Source organism: Thiobacillus sp. (assembly GCF_018780105.1).
Classification (GTDB): Bacteria; Pseudomonadota; Gammaproteobacteria; order Burkholderiales; family Thiobacillaceae; genus Thiobacillus.
The window spans coordinates 26,314-42,712 of record NZ_JADMKC010000007.1; the positions used below are offsets into that span (position 1 = coordinate 26,314).

The 16,399-nt window shown below is 62.9% G+C and carries 20 protein-coding genes and 1 other RNA gene; 11 read left to right on the plus strand and 10 right to left on the minus strand.

Annotated features, from left to right (window positions below; all coding sequences use genetic code 11):
- The first annotated feature begins 113 nt into the window (after positions 1–113).
- From IV098_RS06685 to IV098_RS06730, 10 genes are all read left to right on the plus strand, one after another.
- Positions 114–1,190, plus strand: a complete 1,077-nt coding sequence (locus IV098_RS06685; protein WP_296888137.1) for a 3-deoxy-7-phosphoheptulonate synthase — start codon at positions 114–116, stop codon at positions 1,188–1,190.
- A gap of 70 nt (positions 1,191–1,260) precedes the next feature.
- An RNA gene (gene ffs, locus IV098_RS06690) (signal recognition particle sRNA small type) lies at positions 1,261–1,357 on the plus strand.
- Between the two features lie 141 nt (positions 1,358–1,498).
- Positions 1,499–3,244, plus strand: coding sequence for a DNA polymerase III subunit gamma/tau (gene dnaX, locus IV098_RS06695; protein ID WP_296887323.1), 1,746 nt, complete (start codon positions 1,499–1,501; stop codon positions 3,242–3,244).
- Positions 3,244–3,567 (plus strand): YbaB/EbfC family nucleoid-associated protein, encoded by a 324-nt coding sequence (locus tag IV098_RS06700; protein ID WP_296888139.1) that lies wholly within the window; start codon positions 3,244–3,246, stop codon positions 3,565–3,567. The genes dnaX and IV098_RS06700 overlap by 1 nt, the downstream gene beginning before the upstream one ends.
- A 12-nt stretch (positions 3,568–3,579) precedes the next feature.
- Positions 3,580–4,173, plus strand: coding sequence for a recombination mediator RecR (recR, locus tag IV098_RS06705; protein ID WP_296887325.1), 594 nt, complete (start codon positions 3,580–3,582; stop codon positions 4,171–4,173).
- A gap of 81 nt (positions 4,174–4,254) precedes the next feature.
- A complete protein-coding gene (locus tag IV098_RS06710) occupies positions 4,255–4,866 on the plus strand; it encodes an OB-fold-containig protein (RefSeq protein WP_296887327.1) in 612 nt (203 codons plus the stop codon).
- 40 nt (positions 4,867–4,906) lie between these two features.
- A complete protein-coding gene (locus IV098_RS06715; RefSeq protein WP_296887329.1) occupies positions 4,907–6,571 on the plus strand; it encodes a flotillin family protein in 1,665 nt (554 codons plus the stop codon).
- Positions 6,572–6,573: 2 nt separating this feature from the next.
- On the plus strand, positions 6,574–7,746 hold the full coding sequence (locus IV098_RS06720) for a toxic anion resistance protein (RefSeq protein WP_296887331.1): 1,173 nt from the start codon (positions 6,574–6,576) through the stop codon (positions 7,744–7,746).
- Between the two features lie 77 nt (positions 7,747–7,823).
- Positions 7,824–9,194, plus strand: coding sequence for an adenylosuccinate lyase (purB, locus tag IV098_RS06725; RefSeq protein WP_296887333.1), 1,371 nt, complete (start codon positions 7,824–7,826; stop codon positions 9,192–9,194).
- 12 nt (positions 9,195–9,206) lie between these two features.
- Positions 9,207–10,049, plus strand: coding sequence for a co-chaperone YbbN (locus IV098_RS06730; RefSeq protein ID WP_296887335.1), 843 nt, complete (start codon positions 9,207–9,209; stop codon positions 10,047–10,049).
- A gap of 107 nt (positions 10,050–10,156) precedes the next feature.
- On the opposite strand, the gene greB is transcribed toward IV098_RS06730, so the two are convergent.
- Positions 10,157–10,717 (minus strand): transcription elongation factor GreB, encoded by a 561-nt coding sequence (gene greB / locus IV098_RS06735; protein WP_296887337.1) that lies wholly within the window; start codon positions 10,715–10,717, stop codon positions 10,157–10,159.
- Positions 10,714–10,914 (minus strand): DUF2905 domain-containing protein, encoded by a 201-nt coding sequence (locus IV098_RS06740; RefSeq protein WP_296887339.1) that lies wholly within the window; start codon positions 10,912–10,914, stop codon positions 10,714–10,716. Before IV098_RS06740 ends, greB begins: the two co-directional genes overlap by 4 nt.
- 16 nt (positions 10,915–10,930) lie before the next feature.
- Between IV098_RS06740 and IV098_RS06745 the strand changes: the two genes are divergently transcribed.
- A complete protein-coding gene (locus IV098_RS06745) occupies positions 10,931–11,665 on the plus strand; it encodes a tRNA threonylcarbamoyladenosine dehydratase (RefSeq protein WP_296887341.1) in 735 nt (244 codons plus the stop codon).
- Positions 11,666–11,736: 71 nt separating this feature from the next.
- Here IV098_RS06745 and IV098_RS06750 read toward each other — a convergent pair whose 3' ends face one another.
- The 8 genes from IV098_RS06750 to hprK are packed head-to-tail and all read right to left on the minus strand — an operon-like array spanning position 11,737 to position 16,398.
- Positions 11,737–11,937, minus strand: a complete 201-nt coding sequence (locus IV098_RS06750) for a hypothetical protein (protein WP_296887343.1) — start codon at positions 11,935–11,937, stop codon at positions 11,737–11,739.
- Entirely contained in the window at positions 11,937–12,485 is a 549-nt protein-coding gene (locus tag IV098_RS06755) for a pyridoxamine 5'-phosphate oxidase family protein (RefSeq protein WP_296887345.1), read from the minus strand. The genes IV098_RS06750 and IV098_RS06755 overlap by 1 nt, the downstream gene beginning before the upstream one ends.
- On the minus strand, positions 12,485–13,081 hold the full coding sequence (locus IV098_RS06760) for an LON peptidase substrate-binding domain-containing protein (RefSeq protein ID WP_296887347.1): 597 nt from the start codon (positions 13,079–13,081) through the stop codon (positions 12,485–12,487). The genes IV098_RS06755 and IV098_RS06760 overlap by 1 nt, the downstream gene beginning before the upstream one ends.
- Entirely contained in the window at positions 13,078–13,683 is a 606-nt protein-coding gene (locus tag IV098_RS06765) for a flavin prenyltransferase UbiX (RefSeq protein WP_296887349.1), read from the minus strand. The genes IV098_RS06760 and IV098_RS06765 overlap by 4 nt, the downstream gene beginning before the upstream one ends.
- Before the next feature lie 7 nt (positions 13,684–13,690).
- A complete protein-coding gene (locus IV098_RS06770; RefSeq protein WP_296887351.1) occupies positions 13,691–14,242 on the minus strand; it encodes a Gx transporter family protein in 552 nt (183 codons plus the stop codon).
- Entirely contained in the window at positions 14,223–14,582 is a 360-nt protein-coding gene (locus IV098_RS06775) for a NusG domain II-containing protein (protein ID WP_296888141.1), read from the minus strand. The genes IV098_RS06770 and IV098_RS06775 overlap by 20 nt, the downstream gene beginning before the upstream one ends.
- Before the next feature lie 28 nt (positions 14,583–14,610).
- Positions 14,611–15,447, minus strand: coding sequence for an RNase adapter RapZ (gene rapZ, locus IV098_RS06780; RefSeq protein ID WP_296887352.1), 837 nt, complete (start codon positions 15,445–15,447; stop codon positions 14,611–14,613).
- On the minus strand, positions 15,448–16,398 hold the full coding sequence (hprK, locus tag IV098_RS06785; RefSeq protein WP_296887354.1) for an HPr(Ser) kinase/phosphatase: 951 nt from the start codon (positions 16,396–16,398) through the stop codon (positions 15,448–15,450). It abuts the gene before it with no gap.
- Position 16,399 lies beyond the last annotated feature (1 nt).

Sequence of the window (16,399 nt, forward strand, 5' to 3'; positions counted from 1 at the left end):
TATCCCTCGCACAAGGCGGTCGGGAGGCGCTGAAACGTTCAGCAGACTTAACGAAACCGCCAGTCCACTGGCGGTTTTTTGTTTCAGCCGCCGCAAACCCCAGGAGCTTCATGATGACGACCACCCGCACCGACGACACCCGCATCGAACAAAGCGGCGAACTGCTGGCCCCGATGCAGATCATGCGCGAGCTGCGCGGCAGCGAAGCGGTGCACGCGCACGTCGCGCATGCACGCAGCGCCATTCACGACGTGCTGCGCGGTGCCGACGATCGCCTGTTCATCGTCGTCGGGCCGTGCTCGATCCACGACCCGGCCGCCGCGATCGATTATGCGAAAAAGCTGAAGCCGCTGGCCGACGAACTGACGCACGAAATCGTCATCGTCATGCGCGTGTATTTCGAAAAGCCGCGCACCACCGTGGGCTGGAAGGGCCTCATCAACGATCCGCACCTCGACGAAAGCTTCGACATCAACGAAGGCCTGCGGCTGGCGCGCAAACTCCTGCTCGAAATCAACGAAATCGGCCTGCCCTGCGCCACCGAGTTTCTCGACCTGATTTCACCGCAATACATCGCCGACCTGGTGAGCTGGGGCGCGATCGGCGCGCGCACCACCGAATCGCAGTCGCACCGCCAGCTGGCGTCGGGGCTGTCGTGCCCGGTCGGCTTCAAGAATGGCACCGACGGCAGCCTCCGGATCGCGGTCGACGCAATCAAGGCGGCAGCGGCGCGCCATCACTTCATCTCGATTACCAAATCGGGACACGTCGGCGTGTTCAGCACCTCCGGCAACGAGGACACCCACGTGATCCTGCGCGGCGGCAAGGCGCCCAACTACGACGCGGCGAGCGTCAACCAGGCCTGCGGCGAGCTGGCGGCAGCGGGGCTGCGTCAACAGTTGATGATCGATTTCTCGCACGCCAATTCCAGCAAGCAGTACCAGCGCCAGATCGATGTCGGCGCCGATGTCGCCGCGCAAGTGGCGGGCGGCGACACCCGCATCATCGGCATGATGATCGAAAGCCATCTGAATGCCGGACGCCAGGACCTCGTCCCCGGCCAGCCGTTGGCCTACGCTCAATCGATCACCGATGCCTGCATCGGCTGGGACGATACGGTGCCGTTGTTGCGGCTGCTGGCGGATGCCGTGAAAAAGCGGCGCTTGACGCTGCCGGCAGACGAGGAATAAAGCGACGATTCAGCGCGATTGCCCCGGTTTTTCTATAGGGCGCGCCGCGCATCTGCGTTAAAATGCCCGCGGCGGGTCTCCCCGCATGGCTAGTTCGTGAATCGGGTCAGGTCCGGAAGGAAGCAGCCCCAGCGAGTGATGCCAGTGCCGGGGTCAGGCTCGCCATTCCAGGCGGCATTCGGGCGAGTGGGTTTAATTAAACACGGCGCGTTGTCGCGCCTTGCCGTACTCACGGTGCTGCATGCGGTGCTCCGCCTTGTCTTCACCCGAATGCCGCCTGGAATGGTTCCCGCCTTCTTACATAACCCATGACTGATCTCTTCGGCGAATCGGCTTCTCCCGCACTGGCGCTGGCGCGCAAGTGGCGGCCGCGCGCGTTTGCCGATCTCAAGGGGCAGGAGCATGTGGTGCGCGCGCTGTCCAACGCGCTGACGCAGGGACGGCTGCATCACGCTTATCTGCTGACCGGCACGCGCGGGGTGGGCAAGACCACGCTGGCGCGGATTCTGGCCAAGTGTCTCAACTGCGAAACCGGCGTCACCGCCACGCCGTGCGGTGTGTGCTCGGCGTGCACACAGATCGATGCCGGGCGTTTCGTCGACCTGCTGGAGCTCGACGCGGCGTCGAACACCGGTGTCGACAACATGCGCGAGGTGCTCGACAACGCGCAATACACGCCGACGGTGGGGCGCTTCAAGGTCTACATCATTGACGAAGTGCACATGCTGTCGAAGCCGGCGTTCAACTCGATGTTGAAGACGCTGGAAGAGCCGCCCGCACACGTCAAATTCATCCTCGCCACCACCGACCCGCAAAAAATTCCGGTGACGGTGCTGTCGCGCTGTCTGCAATTCAACCTCAAGCCGATGCCGCCCGCGCTGGTGGCGCAGCATCTGGCCGAGGTGCTGGCCGATGAAAACATCCATGCTGAAGTCGCGGCACTGACTCTGCTGGCGCGCGCCGCGGCAGGGTCGATGCGCGACGCGCTTTCGCTCACCGATCAGGCGATTGCTTACGGCGGCGGCGCCATTGAAGCGGCGGGCGTCGAGGCGATGCTCGGCACGGTGCGCCGCGATTACCTGTTCGATCTGCTCGATGCACTGGCGGCGAACGACGCCGACGGCCTGATGCAACAGGCGCAACAGCTCGCCGAGGGCGGCATGGCGTTCGATGCGGCGCTGCAGGACATGGGCAGTCTGCTGACGCAGCTGGCCGTGATGCTGCATGCGCCCAATCTGGCAGGGCACGGTGCGGCAGATGTGAGCGCCGGCGATGAGCGGATGCAGGCGGCTGCAAGCCGTCTCGATGCCGAAACCGTGCAGCTGTATTACCAGATCGCGCTTAACGGCCGGCGGGATTTGCCGTATGCGCCGGATGAACTGTCGGGGTTTTGCATGACGCTGCTGCGCATGCTGGCGTTCGCGCCCGGTTCGGACCCGCGCGCGCCGCGGGTTCCACCGGCGCCCGCGCGGGCCGCGCCCATGCCGCAGACCGAACCCGCCCCGCGTGCCGCGGCCAAACCCGAGGCTACGCCGGCCGTTGTGCTCGCAGCGGCCGTAGCGCCGGTTGTACCTGTCGCGCTTGCCGCAACCACGCCGTACATTGAGCCTGTTTCCGCAACGCCCGCGGCACCCGCAATGATTGCCAGCGAATCGACGCCGCATGCCGCTTGGGACTGGCTCGCCGTGGTCGCCTCGCTGCGCCTCGGCGGCATGGCCAAGATGCTGGCCGACCATTGCGAGTTGGTGGCGCAGACCGCCGACGCGGTGACGCTGCGCGTCGGCGAAGCGGACAAGCACCTGCTCGACCGCACCTATCAGGACAAGCTGATTGCCGCGCTGCGCGACAAATATGGCGCAGGTCTCAAAGTCACCGTCGAACTGGGCGCGGCGGTCGAAAAGACGCCGCAGCAGGTGCGTACCCGTATCAAGGATGAACGCCAGGCCGAGGCCGTGGCGTCGATCGAATCCGATCCATTCGTGCGTGAACTGGTCGAGCAGTTTGGCGGCCAGATCGACGCCACAACCATACAACCCCTAGGAGAATCCACATGATGAAGGGCGGCATTGGCAACATGATGAAGCAGGTCCAGCAGGTGCAGGAAAACATGGCCAAAATGCAGGCCAAGCTGGCAGAAATCGAAATCGAGGGTCAAAGCGGCGCCGGCATGGTCAAGGTCACGATGACCTGCAAATACGACGTTCGCCGCGTCACCATCGACCCCAGTTTGATGGGCGACGACAAGGAAATGCTGGAAGATCTGGTCGCTGCCGCCGTCAACGACGCGGTGCGCAAGGTCGAAGCCACCGTGCAGGAAAAAATGGGCAGCGTCACCGCCGGCCTGCCGATTCCGCCCGGGATGAAATTGCCTTTCTAAGGCGCAACCGCGATGCAACCGGCCGCGCTGGAAAACCTGATCGGTGCGCTGCGCGTGCTGCCCGGCGTCGGCCCCAAGTCTGCCGCGCGCATGGCCTACCACCTGCTGCAACGCGACCGCCGCGGCGCCGAGGCGCTGGCAGGCGCACTCAACCATGCGCTGACGCATCTGCACCATTGCCGCCTGTGCAACAATTTTTCCGAGGCCGAGGTGTGCGAGGTCTGCGCCAGCCCGCGTCGGGACAAGCGGCAACTGGCCGTGGTCGAAATGCCGGCCGACTTCAACATGATGGAAGCGACCCAAAGCTACAGCGGGCTCTACTTCGTGCTGATGGGACGCCTGAGCCCGCTCGACGGCATCGGCCCGCGCGAGATCCATCTCGACCGCCTGATCGCCCGCGCGCTCGACGGCGTGGTCGAGGAAGTGCTGCTCGCCACCAACTTCACGCCCGAAGGCGAGGCCACCGCGCACACCATTGGCGAACTGCTGAAAGCGCGCGGCATCAAGGTCAGCCGGCTGGCGCGCGGCGTACCGGTCGGCGGTGAACTCGAATACGTGGACAGCGGTACGCTGGCGCAGGCCGTACGGGACAGGCGCACCGTTTAAATTAACGCGACAGACGCCTGTTTAATGCAGAGTGCGCCGGCGCATAGTTCAATCGTATGACTGACGAGGTACGAAGGCCCAATGGATTTTCTGCTAAGTGACGGTAGTTGGCTGTTTTCGGCAGCGCTGGTGGTTGTCGCGGGGATAGGCGTACTTGAGTTACTGGCCGTGCTGGTCGGCGGCTCGCTGTCATCCATGATGGAAGGTCTGGTCGGCGACGCGCCGGAAGCGGGGGGGTTGGCTTGGCTGCATGTGGGCAGGTTGCCGTTTCTGGTCATCGTGGTTTTGCTTCTTACGCTGTTTGCGTTGCTGGGATTGGGGCTGCAAGGCGTGGTGGCGGCGGTTATTGGCAAGGAGCTACCCGCACTGGCGGCTGCACCGCTGGCCTTGCTCGGCGCGTTGCCCGCCACGCGTGCAGTCGGTTCTGCTTTAGTGCGCATCATGCCGCGCGACGAGTCGGCCGCGATCTCCGACGCCAGCTTTGTGGGACGCACGGCGACGCTAGTATCGGGTGAAGCGAAACCCGGGAAAGCCGCAGAAGCGCGATTCCAGGACGAATACGGGCAGACGCATTATGTAATGGTGGAGCCGGACGCGAAGTCGATTACGCTGCGTGCAGGGGAGCGCGTGTTGCTATTGCGCGAATTGAGCACGGGGCGTTATCAAGCCGTCGCCAACCCCATCGCCGAGTAAGGATTTGCCGTACTGAATAACAAACCGAGGGAGTCACACCATGCTGGAAAATTTGTATCCCGTGCTGGTCATGGGCGCGGTCGTTTTGCTGGCACTGCTGGTTATCGGCATCATTATCGTCCGCTTGTATCAGCGGGCATCGAAAGAGCTTTCGTTTGTGCGCACGGGTCTGGGCGGGCAAAAGGTGGTGATGGATGGCGGCGCGATTGTATTGCCGGGCTTTCATCAGGTGATTCCGGTCAACATGAACACGCTCAAGCTCGAAGTCTCGCGCAGCGGCAAGGACAGCCTGTTTACCAAAGACCGGATGCGGGTCGATGCGGTCGCCGCGTTTTTCGTGAGGGTGCGACCGATGCTCGAAGGCATCGCACAGGCGGCGCAAACGCTGGGACAGCGGACGATGGATCCGAGTGCCTTGAAAGAGTTGGTCGAAGACAAATTTGTTGACGCGCTGCGTGCCGCCGCCGTGTCGATGACCATGCAGGAGCTGCTCGACAAGCGGCAGGACTTTATCCAGGCGGTGCAGAACACCGTGCAGGAAGACCTGACCAAAAATGGCCTCGAACTCGAGTCGGTATCACTCACACGCATCGACCAGACCGCGATGCAATTCTTCGACCCTAATAATGCGTTCGACGCCGAAGGCTTGACCAAGCTGACCGAGGAAACGCAATTGCGCACCAAGCAGCGCAACGCCATCGAGCAGGACACCGCAGTCGAGATCGCCGAGAAAAACCTCACCACCAAGCAGGAGCAACTGCGGATCGCACAACAGCAAACGCTGGCAGTGCTGGCACAAGAACAGGAAGTCGCCAACAAGCAGGCCGAGCAAAGCGCGCAGGTGGCGGGATACGAAGCGGTCAAAAAGCAGGAGTCAGAGCAGGCGCGCATCACAGCGGAACGGCAGGTCAAGGAAGCCGAGGTTGAGCGTGATCGCAGCGTCAAGCAAAAGCAGATCGAGGCTGAGCGTGGACTGAAAGTGGCGGCGATTGAACAGCAGCGTTCGATCGAGATAGCCGAGCAGGAACGCGCGATTGCCATCGCGCAAAAGTCCGAGCAGCAATCGGTTGCCGAGGCGCAGGCCAACCTGGCCCGCGCCGAAGCGGTCAAAGCCGCACAAAGCGTGGTGACCGCGGAAGAAGTCGCGCGCGCTGAGCGCGAAAAACAGGTGTCGATGGTTAAAGCCGAGGAAGATGCGCAACGCCGGGCAATCGAAATGACCGTCGCCGCCGAGGCCGAGCGGCAGGCGGCAGAAGACCAGGCCCATGCTATCCGCACCCTGGCCGAAGCCAACGCGACCAACTACGAAGTCGAAGCCGAGGGCAAGCGCAAGCTCAATGATGCGGTCAACGTGCTCTCACCCGAGCAGATCGCGATGAACGTCAAGATCGAGCTCATTCGTGCGCTGCCCGCCATCATTGCCGCGTCGGTCAAGCCGATGGAACGCATCGAGGGCATCAAAATCATTCAGGTCGATGGGCTGAATCGCACCGGCGGCGGTGGCCATGCGGCCGAATCCACGACAAACGGCAATCTCGCTGAGCAGGCCGTGTCGGCAGCGCTGGCCTATCGCGCCCAGCAGCCCTTGATCGATTCGCTGCTGAACGAAGTCGGCATTACCGAAGGCTTGTCGGGGCGGATCGGCGCATCGTTATTTGCCCCCCCCAACCCGCCTGCCCAATCCACGCTCACGCAGGAGGGCTGAACATGGAAACGCAAAACACGCCCATCGTCCTGACGCCACCCGAGGTGCTGACTCCGGTTGCAACGGCTGACGCCAACCTGATCGTCGCACTCAAACCCGAGCGTGCCGACGCGCTCGCAATGCAGGTTGAAACCTATGTGCAGGGCCTGCTCGCTGCGGATCTCGGCAGCGAAGAGTTCCGTGTCAAGCTGGATGCAGCGAACGCGTTGGGGCGGCAGTCGATTGCCAGTTCGAGCGCGCTCACCGGGCGTTTCATGGACAAGAATTTCGTTGGCTTTTCCGACAGCCTTGCGTTCAAAACCATCAACGAGCTGCGCACGATATTCGCTGACCTCAATCCGTCACGCGCGGGCGACTTGCTGTCGCCACACAAGTTATTCGGCCTGATCCCCTACGGCAACAAACTGCAAGCCTACTTCCGCAAGTTTGATTCGGCAGGTGGCGAAATCGCCAAACTGATGCGCGAACTGCGCACCGCGCAGGAAGAAATCAAGCGTGACATCACCGCGTTGGCCGACATGGAAGGCCAATTGTGGGAAGGCATGAACCGCATTCGCGAAGCGGCATTCTTTGCCGAGAAACTCGACGGGCGTCTGGTCAGTGAAGTCGCCAGCTTAAAGCAAACCAACTTGCTAAAAGCGGAAGCAGTGGAGCAGGAAGTGCTGTTCTATGTGCGGCAGGTGCATTCCGATTTGCTGGCGCAACAACTGGTGAATATCAACGCCTATCGCCAGATCGGCATCCTGAAAAAAACCGGTCGCGAGCTGGTCAACGGTTGCGACCGCATGGCAACCACCGGCATGAGCGCACTCGCCACCGCTCAGGCCGTCGCGCGCGCTGTCGGTGCACAAACCAAGGTCATGGAAATGCTCAACGCGGGTTCAGCCGCCATCGGCGATCTGATCGAGCAAACCTCGGTGATGATCGGCAAGCATGTGGAAACCACCGGCGCGTTTTCATCCGACCCCGTCATCGCAGTCGAGCAACTGAAAACCGCGTTCGACAATACCAGTCGCGCGATGGATGCGATGGACACCTTCCGCAGCCAGGCGCTGGACACCATGAGCAAGAATACGCAGTTGCTCAAAGGCATGATCGAGACCGCCGAGCGCGATATCTCAGCGCGGCGTGGAGCGGTGGACGCGCCGGTGGAATTGGCTGATATTCCACGTTAAAGCCGTGACGCTCTCTCGAATTTTTTCGGGAGGACATTTTAATTCTGAACCTTAATAACCTAATACCGGACAACTCGATGGAACTCACCGCACTCACCGCCCTGTCGCCGCTCGACGGCCGCTACGGCAGCAAGACCGCCAGCCTGCGCGATTTTTTCAGCGAATACGCGCTGATCAAATACCGTGTCATCGTCGAGATCGAATGGTTGAAGGCGCTGGCGGCGGAAGCTTCCATCGCCGAAGTGCCGGCGTTTTCGGCAGCCGCCATCGGCCTGCTGGACGGCATCGCCGACACCTTTTCGGTGGCGGATGCGGAGCGCGTGAAGGCCATCGAGGCGACGACCAATCACGATGTCAAGGCGGTCGAGTATTTCCTCAAGGAAAAGACCCAGGGCAACGCCGAAATCGCCGCGGTGTCGGAATTCATTCACTTCGCCTGTACCTCGGAAGACATCAACAACCTGTCGCACGGCCTGATGCTGAAAGGCGCGCGCGATGGCGTGCTGCTGCCGGCGCTGGAAAAGCTGATCGTGCGCCTGACCGAGCTGGCGCACGCATTCGCCGACTTGCCGATGCTGTCGCGCACCCACGGCCAGCCCGCCTCGCCGACCACCGTCGGCAAGGAAATCGCCAACGTGGTGTACCGCCTGCGCCGCGCCTGGGATGCCTTGAGCTCGATCGAGCTGCTGGGCAAGATCAATGGCGCGGTCGGCAACTACAACGCGCATCTGGCAGCCTATCCGGACTTCGACTGGGAAGGCTTCGCACAGGGATTCGTACGCGATCTGGGCCTCGGTTTCAACCCCTACACCATCCAGATCGAGCCGCACGACGCCATGGCCGAACTGTTCGATGGCATCGCGCGCGCCAATACCATCCTCATCGATCTCAACCGCGATGTCTGGGGCTATATCTCGGTCGGCTACTTCAAGCAGAAGGTGAAAGCCGGCGAGGTCGGCTCCAGCACCATGCCGCACAAGGTCAATCCGATCGACTTCGAAAACAGCGAAGGCAATCTCGGGCTGGCCAATGCGATGCTGCGCCACCTGGCCGAAAAGCTGCCGATCTCGCGCTGGCAGCGCGATCTCACCGATTCCACTGTGTTGCGCAACATGGGCGTCGGTTTCGGCTACAGCCTGCTGGCCTACGAGTCCTGCCTGCGCGGTCTGGGCAAGCTCGAAGCCAATCCGGCTGCGCTCGCCGCCGACCTCGATGCGAGCTGGGACGTGCTGGCGGAACCGGTGCAGACCGTGATGCGCCGTTACGGCATCGCCAATCCTTACGAGCAGCTGAAAGAGCTGACGCGCGGCAAGGGCGGCATCACGCAGGCAGCGCTGCATCTGTTCATCGACGGGCTGGCGATTCCGTCCGCCGAGAAAACGCGCCTCAAGGCGATGACGCCAGCCAGCTACACCGGCGTGGCGGCGGAACTGGCGCGCCAGATTTAAGGGGGAACCCGCATGGCTGATTTTGATCTCGACATCAACCTGCCTGATTTTCAGGTGGCCGTTCTCGACGAATCCCGTACGCGCCCGGTCGTGGTCGATTTCTGGGCGCCGTGGTGCGGGCCGTGCAAATCGCTCAAACCCATTCTGGAAAAACTGGCCGCCGAATATGGCGGCAAATTTCGTCTCGCCAAGGTCAATGCCGACGACAACCAGGCGCTGTCGCAACAATACGGCGTGCGCGGCATCCCGGCCGTCAAGGCCTTCGTCAACGGTGAAATGGTCGATGAGTTTTCCGGCGCGCTGCCTGAGGCCGAGGTGCGCGCATTTCTCGACCGGCTGATTCCCGGCCCGGCGGACGAGTTGCGCGCGCAAGCCGCCGTGGCACGCGCGGCGGGCGATCCGGGCGCGGCGCTGCAACTGCTGGCCGACGCGTCCAGACTGAGCCCTGATGATGTCGGCATCCGCCTCGACGCTGCGGAAATCATGCTGGATCTGCGCGAAGCCGAAGAAGCGCAACGCCTGATCGGCAACGTGGCGGACGATGCCGACCCACGCGTGCCGCATCTCAAGGCGCGGCTGCAGTTTCTGGGCGCGGCGGGCGCCGACGAAATGGCGCTGCAGGCGCGCATCGCCGCTGACGCCAACGACCTCGAAGCCCGCCTCGCGCTCGCCAAGCTGGCGATTGCCGGGCAGCGTTACGAGGATGGCATGGAGCAGCTGCTCGAAATCGTGCGCCGCGACCGCGGCTTTCAGGACGACGTCGGCCGCACGACGTTGCTGACCGTGTTCGATCTGCTGGGCGGCGGCGAACTGGTGAGCCGTTATCGGCGGCTGCTGGCGAGTGTGCTGAACTGAGGAGCAGGGATCAGGATTCAGGGGCCAGGATTCAGGGGGCTTTGTGCGGCGAAGCCGCGCCGAAATCAATGCATGGATTACGTGCCATTGCCTGAGCTGGTCCCAGCCTAATCCAGCGCGACGTAGCGGACCTCGATGATTTCCACCTCGCGCCGTCCGTCCGGCGTTTGCACGCTGACGGTATCGCCTTCGCGCGCTTTCAGCAGCGCGCGCGCCATCGGCGAAATCCAGGCGATGTGGCCGCGTCCGGCGTCGGCTTCGTCGACGCCGACGATGGCGTAGGTGGATTCTTTGCCGTCCCGGTCGGCGACGGTGACGGTGGCGCCGAAAAATACCTGGTCGGTGTCTTCGCGGGTGGCGGGGTCGACGACCTCTGCGTGCTCAAGCCGTTTGGACAGGAAGCGGATGCGGCGGTCGATTTCGCGCAGGCGTTTTTTGCCGTAGATGTAATCGCCGTTTTCCGAGCGGTCGCCATTGCTCGCGGCCCAGTGGATGGTTTCCACCAGCTTGGGGCGTTCGACTTTCCACAACTGGTTGAATTCGGCATCGAGCTGCGCATAGCCCGCGGGCGTCATGTAATTCTTGGTACCGACAGGCAGGGCGGGCGCGGCGAGGTCGTCCACGTCGTCGTCGGCTGCGTCGGATTCTTTTACGAAAGCTTTGTTCATCGGCCCAACAGGTAAGTGAGCAAGGAAAGAAACAGCGACGTGAGAATGACGCTGGTGAAGGGGAAGTAAAATACGCCGCGCTTGCGTTTGATCTGCAGGTCGCCGGGCAGACGGCCCAGGCCGAGGCGATTGAGCCATGGCGTGAGCAGGCCCAGGATCAGTAATGCCAGAAGCAGTGTGACCAGCCATTTCACCATAAGAGAATTTTAGCCGATGGATGCTCCCCAGCCGCCCCAATTTGAACGTACCCGGATTCTGCTCGAACCCAGCGAGCAGACGCGGCTTGCCCAGGCGCACGTACTGGTGGCCGGGCTGGGCGGTGTCGGCTCCTATTGCGCCGAGGCGCTGGCGCGTGCGGGGGTGGGGCGGCTGACGATCATCGATCACGACGTGGTCGCTACCTCGAACATCAACCGCCAGTTGCCCGCGCTGCTGTCTACCGTGGGGCAGGCGAAAGCCGAGCTGATGGCGGCGCGCATTCGCGACATCAATCCGGCGTGCGAACTGACCGTGATTCGTGAATTTCTGGTGCCCGAAACCGTGGCCGACATCGTGCCGGCCGACGTCGACTACGTGATCGATTGCATCGACTCGCTCAATTGCAAGGTTGCGCTGGTGGCCAGCAGCTTCGAACGCGGGCTGCGGGTGGCCTCCAGCATGGGCGCGGGCAACAAGCTCGATCCGCGCCGCATCCAGATCGCCGATATTTCGAAAACCGAGATGTGCCCGCTGGCATCGGTGATGCGCAAACGGCTGCGCAAGCGCGGGATTCCGAAAGGCGTGCTGACCGTGTTTTCCGACGAGCCCGGACGCGCGCCGCTGCCGCCGCAGCCGGTGGAAGGCCGCGGCCGTGCACGCGCCGTCAACGGCACCATCAGCTACATGCCGCCGCTGTTCGGGTTGATGCTGGCAGGCGCCGTGGTGCAGCAATTGATTGCGGATCGGTAAGCGATCACTCGGCGTGTTTCCCTGGCTTCAGCGGCAGCCGGACAACGCGTTTGAACTCTTCGCAGCGCTTATTACTGCGCCGCTTCTTCCATCTGTTTGCGCTGCGCTTCGGCCGCATCCATCACTTGCCCCTCGACCGCTTCGGCTTTTTTCACTGCCTGAATCTGGGTTTCGAATACCGGATTGGGTTGGCGCTCGGTTTGCGGTTGTGGCGGCGGACTGGCGTCGCAAGCGCTCAAGAACAAAGCCAGTGGGATCAGGATGCGTTTCATCAGGTGTTCTCCAGTAAACCGGTTGTCAGGCCGTCGATGCTGAGCTGGTTTTTTTCGCGCCAGTACTCCAGCAGGCCGATGGTGCCCTTTTTTTCGGCCCAGCGCGCCAGCGTGTCGCGTTCGCCCGCATAGGTGTAACGCGGCACGGCGTAGCCGCACGAGGTTTGCACCGATTCGATGTCGAGCACGATGAGCTGGCGTTCGCCAGGCAGCGCGGGGAAGTGCGCGCGCAGTTCGCCCCATGTGGCATCCTGCCGGCGCACGGCGCGGCCGCGTCCATAGAGCCGCAGGATGAGCGGGTCGGCGTCGAAGCTGCACCACATCAGCGTCATGCGGCCATCGTGTTTGAGATGGGCGGCGGTTTCGTTGCCGCTGCCGGTTAGGTCAAGGTAAGCAACGCGGCTGGGCGACAGTACGCGCAGGCTGTCCATGCCTTTGGGCGAGAGGTTGAGGCGGCTGCTGGCGGTGCCGCTGGCGGTGAAGAACATTTTCTGCGCTGCGATGAAGTCGCAGTGCCGGGCTTCGAGTTCCGGGTAGAAACGCGCCATCAGTTGATCTGTTTCTTGAGGATTTCGCTGAGGATGCGCAGGCGCTCCACGCTGTCGTTCATTTCCAGCAGGTTCTGCTTGGTGCTGAGTTTGAGCGGCAACACTTCGGACAGGCGGTAGCCCACCCATACCGCGTCGTCGAAATGGTGCGGCGTCGGGAAATGCGCATCGCCGTATTCCTTGACGATGTGGCGCAGGATTTCGGCCGCGAGCAGCAGGTCGCCAGGGATGGGGGCAATGGTTTCGACGCTGACCGGCTCCACGGTGCCGATGAGCAGGCCGTTGGCTTGGGCCTGGATGCTGCGGACGACGAAGCGCTCCTGCGCCTGGGTGTCGATATGCAGGATGCCGGTTTGCGGCATGTCCCAGTCGGTGATGCGTACCTGGGTGCCGATGTCGTAAGGCGTCGCAGGCGCGCCAACTTCGTTGCCTTCGCGGATGGCGCAGATGCCGAATGGCGTGTTGTCGGCGATGGCCTGTTTGACCATGTCGAGATAGCGCTGCTCGAAGATGCGCAGCGGCAAACGGCCGCCGGGGAAGACCAGCGTATTGAGCGGGAACAAGGGCAGCGTGCTGCACTCAATATGGGCGATCACCGTGTTTCACCCCAGCGTTCCATCAGCGCGTGCTCGACGCCGAGCTGGTCGAGGATGCGCGCGACGATGAAGTCGATGATGTCCTCGACCGATTGCGGGCGGTGATAGAAGCCGGGATTGGCCGGCAGGATCACCGCATTCATGCGTGACAGCTTCAGCATGTTTTCGAGATGCAGGGTGGAAAACGGCGCTTCGCGAGGTACCAGAATCAGCTTCTTCTGCTCCTTCAGCATGACGTCGGCCGCACGCTCGATCAGGTTGTCCGACGTGCCATGCGCAATCGCGGCGAGCGTGCCCATCGAACAGGGACAGATCACCATCGCGTCGGCCGGATTGGAGCCGGAGGCGACCGGGGCATTCCAGTCTTCGCGGCCATACACGCGCAGCTGGCCGTCGCGGGTGTCGAGGCTTTCCGACAACTGGTATTCGAGATCGCTGGCGCGAGCGGGCAATGCCACGCCGAGTTCCTGTTTGGTGACCAGATGCGCGGCGTGCGAAACCAGCAGATTCACGTCGATGTCGGCAGCCAGCAGGCATTCGAGCAAACGCAGGCCATAGGCCATGCCGGAGGCACCGGACAGGGCGAGGGTGACAGCGTTCATTGGGGAGTCAGGGAAGTAGGCATGGCCCGGATTGTCGCCTGTCTGATGCAGGGGCGGCAAGCACGCGTGCCACGATAATGCCGTTGACTGCCCCGAAAACCAGGGCGGCAGCGGCGAAAACCGGCAGCAGTTTGATCAGCGCAACGCCCGGCAGCAGCCACCATCCAGCCAGCGCGAGCTGGCCGCCGATGTGACCGAACGCCGCCAGCACCGACAGGCTGACCGGACCGAAATGGCTGCGCGGCAGGTAGCGCACCAGCGCCAGTACCAGCAGGCTGCTACAGGCGCCCGCGGCCGACAGCCAGAAGCCCGGCGCAAACAGGCTGCCGAACAGCAGGCCGCCGGCCAGCACGCGCAGGGCGGACACCCAGGCCGCTGCCCGCCAGCCGTGTTGCAGCAGCACCAGCAGGATGACGATGTTGGCGAGCCCCGGTTTGACGCCCGGGAGCGGGCTGGGGATGGCAGCCTCGGCCAGCGTCAGGCCAATGGCCCATGCGGCTAGGCGGGCAATCCGGCGGTCGTCGGCGTTGACCGGCAGTTCAATAGCCGAGCGTGTCATAGGCGCGGTCGCGGCCGCGGATTTCGAGGCTGACCTGATTCGGCAGGCACAGCGCCGCTTGGCCGGATTGCGTGAGCCAGCCCTGCTTGACGCACAGCTGTCGCGGCGAAGGATCGCGTGCGATGCGGGCGCGGCCGGGCTGGATTTCAACCCGGGTGATGCCGAGCGGGCCGTTGACGGTGAAGGTTTGCGCGTGCGTGAGCGAGGCTGTTTCAACCACCTGACCAGCGGCACGGATGATGGCCGCATCGCCGCGGTCGCCGCCCCAGGCCCACATCGTCAACCCCGCCACGAGGCTGCTGCCCGCCAGCAACACGCCGATGTCGCCGATGCGCAGCACACTCAATTCAGCTCCCGGATAAACCGCATCAGGACAACTCGCGGTGCCGCACCAGCACTTGTTCGCGTTCGCGGAAGGCGGCAGCCAGGGTTTCGGCGAAGTACACGCTGCGGTGCTGGCCGCCGGTACAGCCGATGGCGACCGTGAGGTAGGCGCGGTGGTCGCGGATAAAGCAGGGCAGCCAGTTCTCGACAAAAGCACGGATGTCGGCCAGCAGCGCCATGGCGTCAGGGCTGGCCTCGAGGTAATCCCGAATCGGCTGGTCGCGGCCCGTGAGCGGGCGCAATTCGGGAACGTAATGCGGATTGGGCAGGCAACGCACGTCGAACACCATGTCGGCGTCGAGCGGTATGCCGTGCTTGAACCCGAAAGACTCGAACAGCAGCGTGATGCGCGAACGGTCCTGGCCGATCAGTTCCTTGATCCATAGCCGCAGCGCCGAGGGGGACAGGTCGCTGGTGTCGATACGGCTCCCCAGGGGCGCGATGTCGGCCAGCATTTCGCGTTCGAGCTGGATCGCTTCCTGCAGGGAAACGCTGTCGCTGGACAGCGGGTGGCGGCGCCGGGTTTCGGAAAAGCGTTTGACCAGCGACAGGGTTTTGGCTTCGAGAAAAACGATCCGCAGATCGGAACCCTGCTCACGCAGCGTGTCGGCAATCTGCGGCAGTTGCGCGAAACTCGCGCCGCTGCGCGCGTCGATGGCGATGGCGATGCGGGTATGGCCATCGGCAGTCAGCTGCTCGACCAGCGCCGGCAGCATCGCCAGCGGCAGATTGTCGACGCAGTAAAAGCCGATGTCTTCCAGCACCGCGATGGCGATGCTTTTGCCCGAGCCAGACAAGCCGGAAACCAGAACGATCTGCATTCAGCTTGCCTCGTCGATCGCCGCCTGCTGGCGCTTGATGAACTGCTCGACCGGGTTGATGCCGCGGCTTTTGAGAATGTTGTTGCGCACTGCGACCTCGACCAGCACCGCGAGGTTGCGGCCTGCCGCAACCGGGACGCGCACCTTGGGAATGGCGACGCCGAGTATGGTTTCGGTCGACGCCACCATGTCGATGCGGTTGAGGCCGACCTCGCCGATTTCTTCGGGGTGGACCAGTTCGACGATGAGCTTGAGGTTCTTCTGCAGCTTCACCGCCGTTTCGCCGAACAAGAAGCGGATATTGAGGATGCCGAGCCCGCGCACTTCGAGAAAGTCGCGGATCAGCGATGGACAGGTGCCTTCGAGAATTTCCGGCGCAACATGTTTGAGGTCGACCACGTCATCGGCAACCAGACGGTGGCCGCGGGTAATCAGTTCCAGCGCCAGTTCGCTCTTGCCGACGCCGGCATCGCCCTTGATCAAAACGCCGGTGCCCAGCACTTCGAGGAAGACGCCATGGATCGAGGTGGCATCGGCCAGACGCTGGGTCAGGTAATGCCCCAGATGAGACATCAGAATCGGGCTTGCCAGATTCGAGGTGAACAGCGGGGTCTGGGTTTTCTCGGCGCTTTCGCGCAAGGTCTCGGGCACGTCTTCGCCATTGGACACAATGATGGCGGCGAGCTCGGTCGAAAACAGGTGGTTGATCGCGTATTGCAGGCCGGCGGGCGTCAGGCCGCGCAGGTAGTCCATTTCGGCGCAGCCCAGCACTTGCACCCGGTTGGGGTGAACAAAGTTGAGGTGACCGATGAGTGCCAGCGTCGGTTTCTGGATGGTTTCCGAAGACAGGCTGCGTTGTCCGCCGTTGTGGCCAGCAATCCAGTTGAGGTTTAGCTGTTCCGCCATGTCGCGGAACAGGCTCTCGACGGAAACGTGGACGAGATCGTTCATG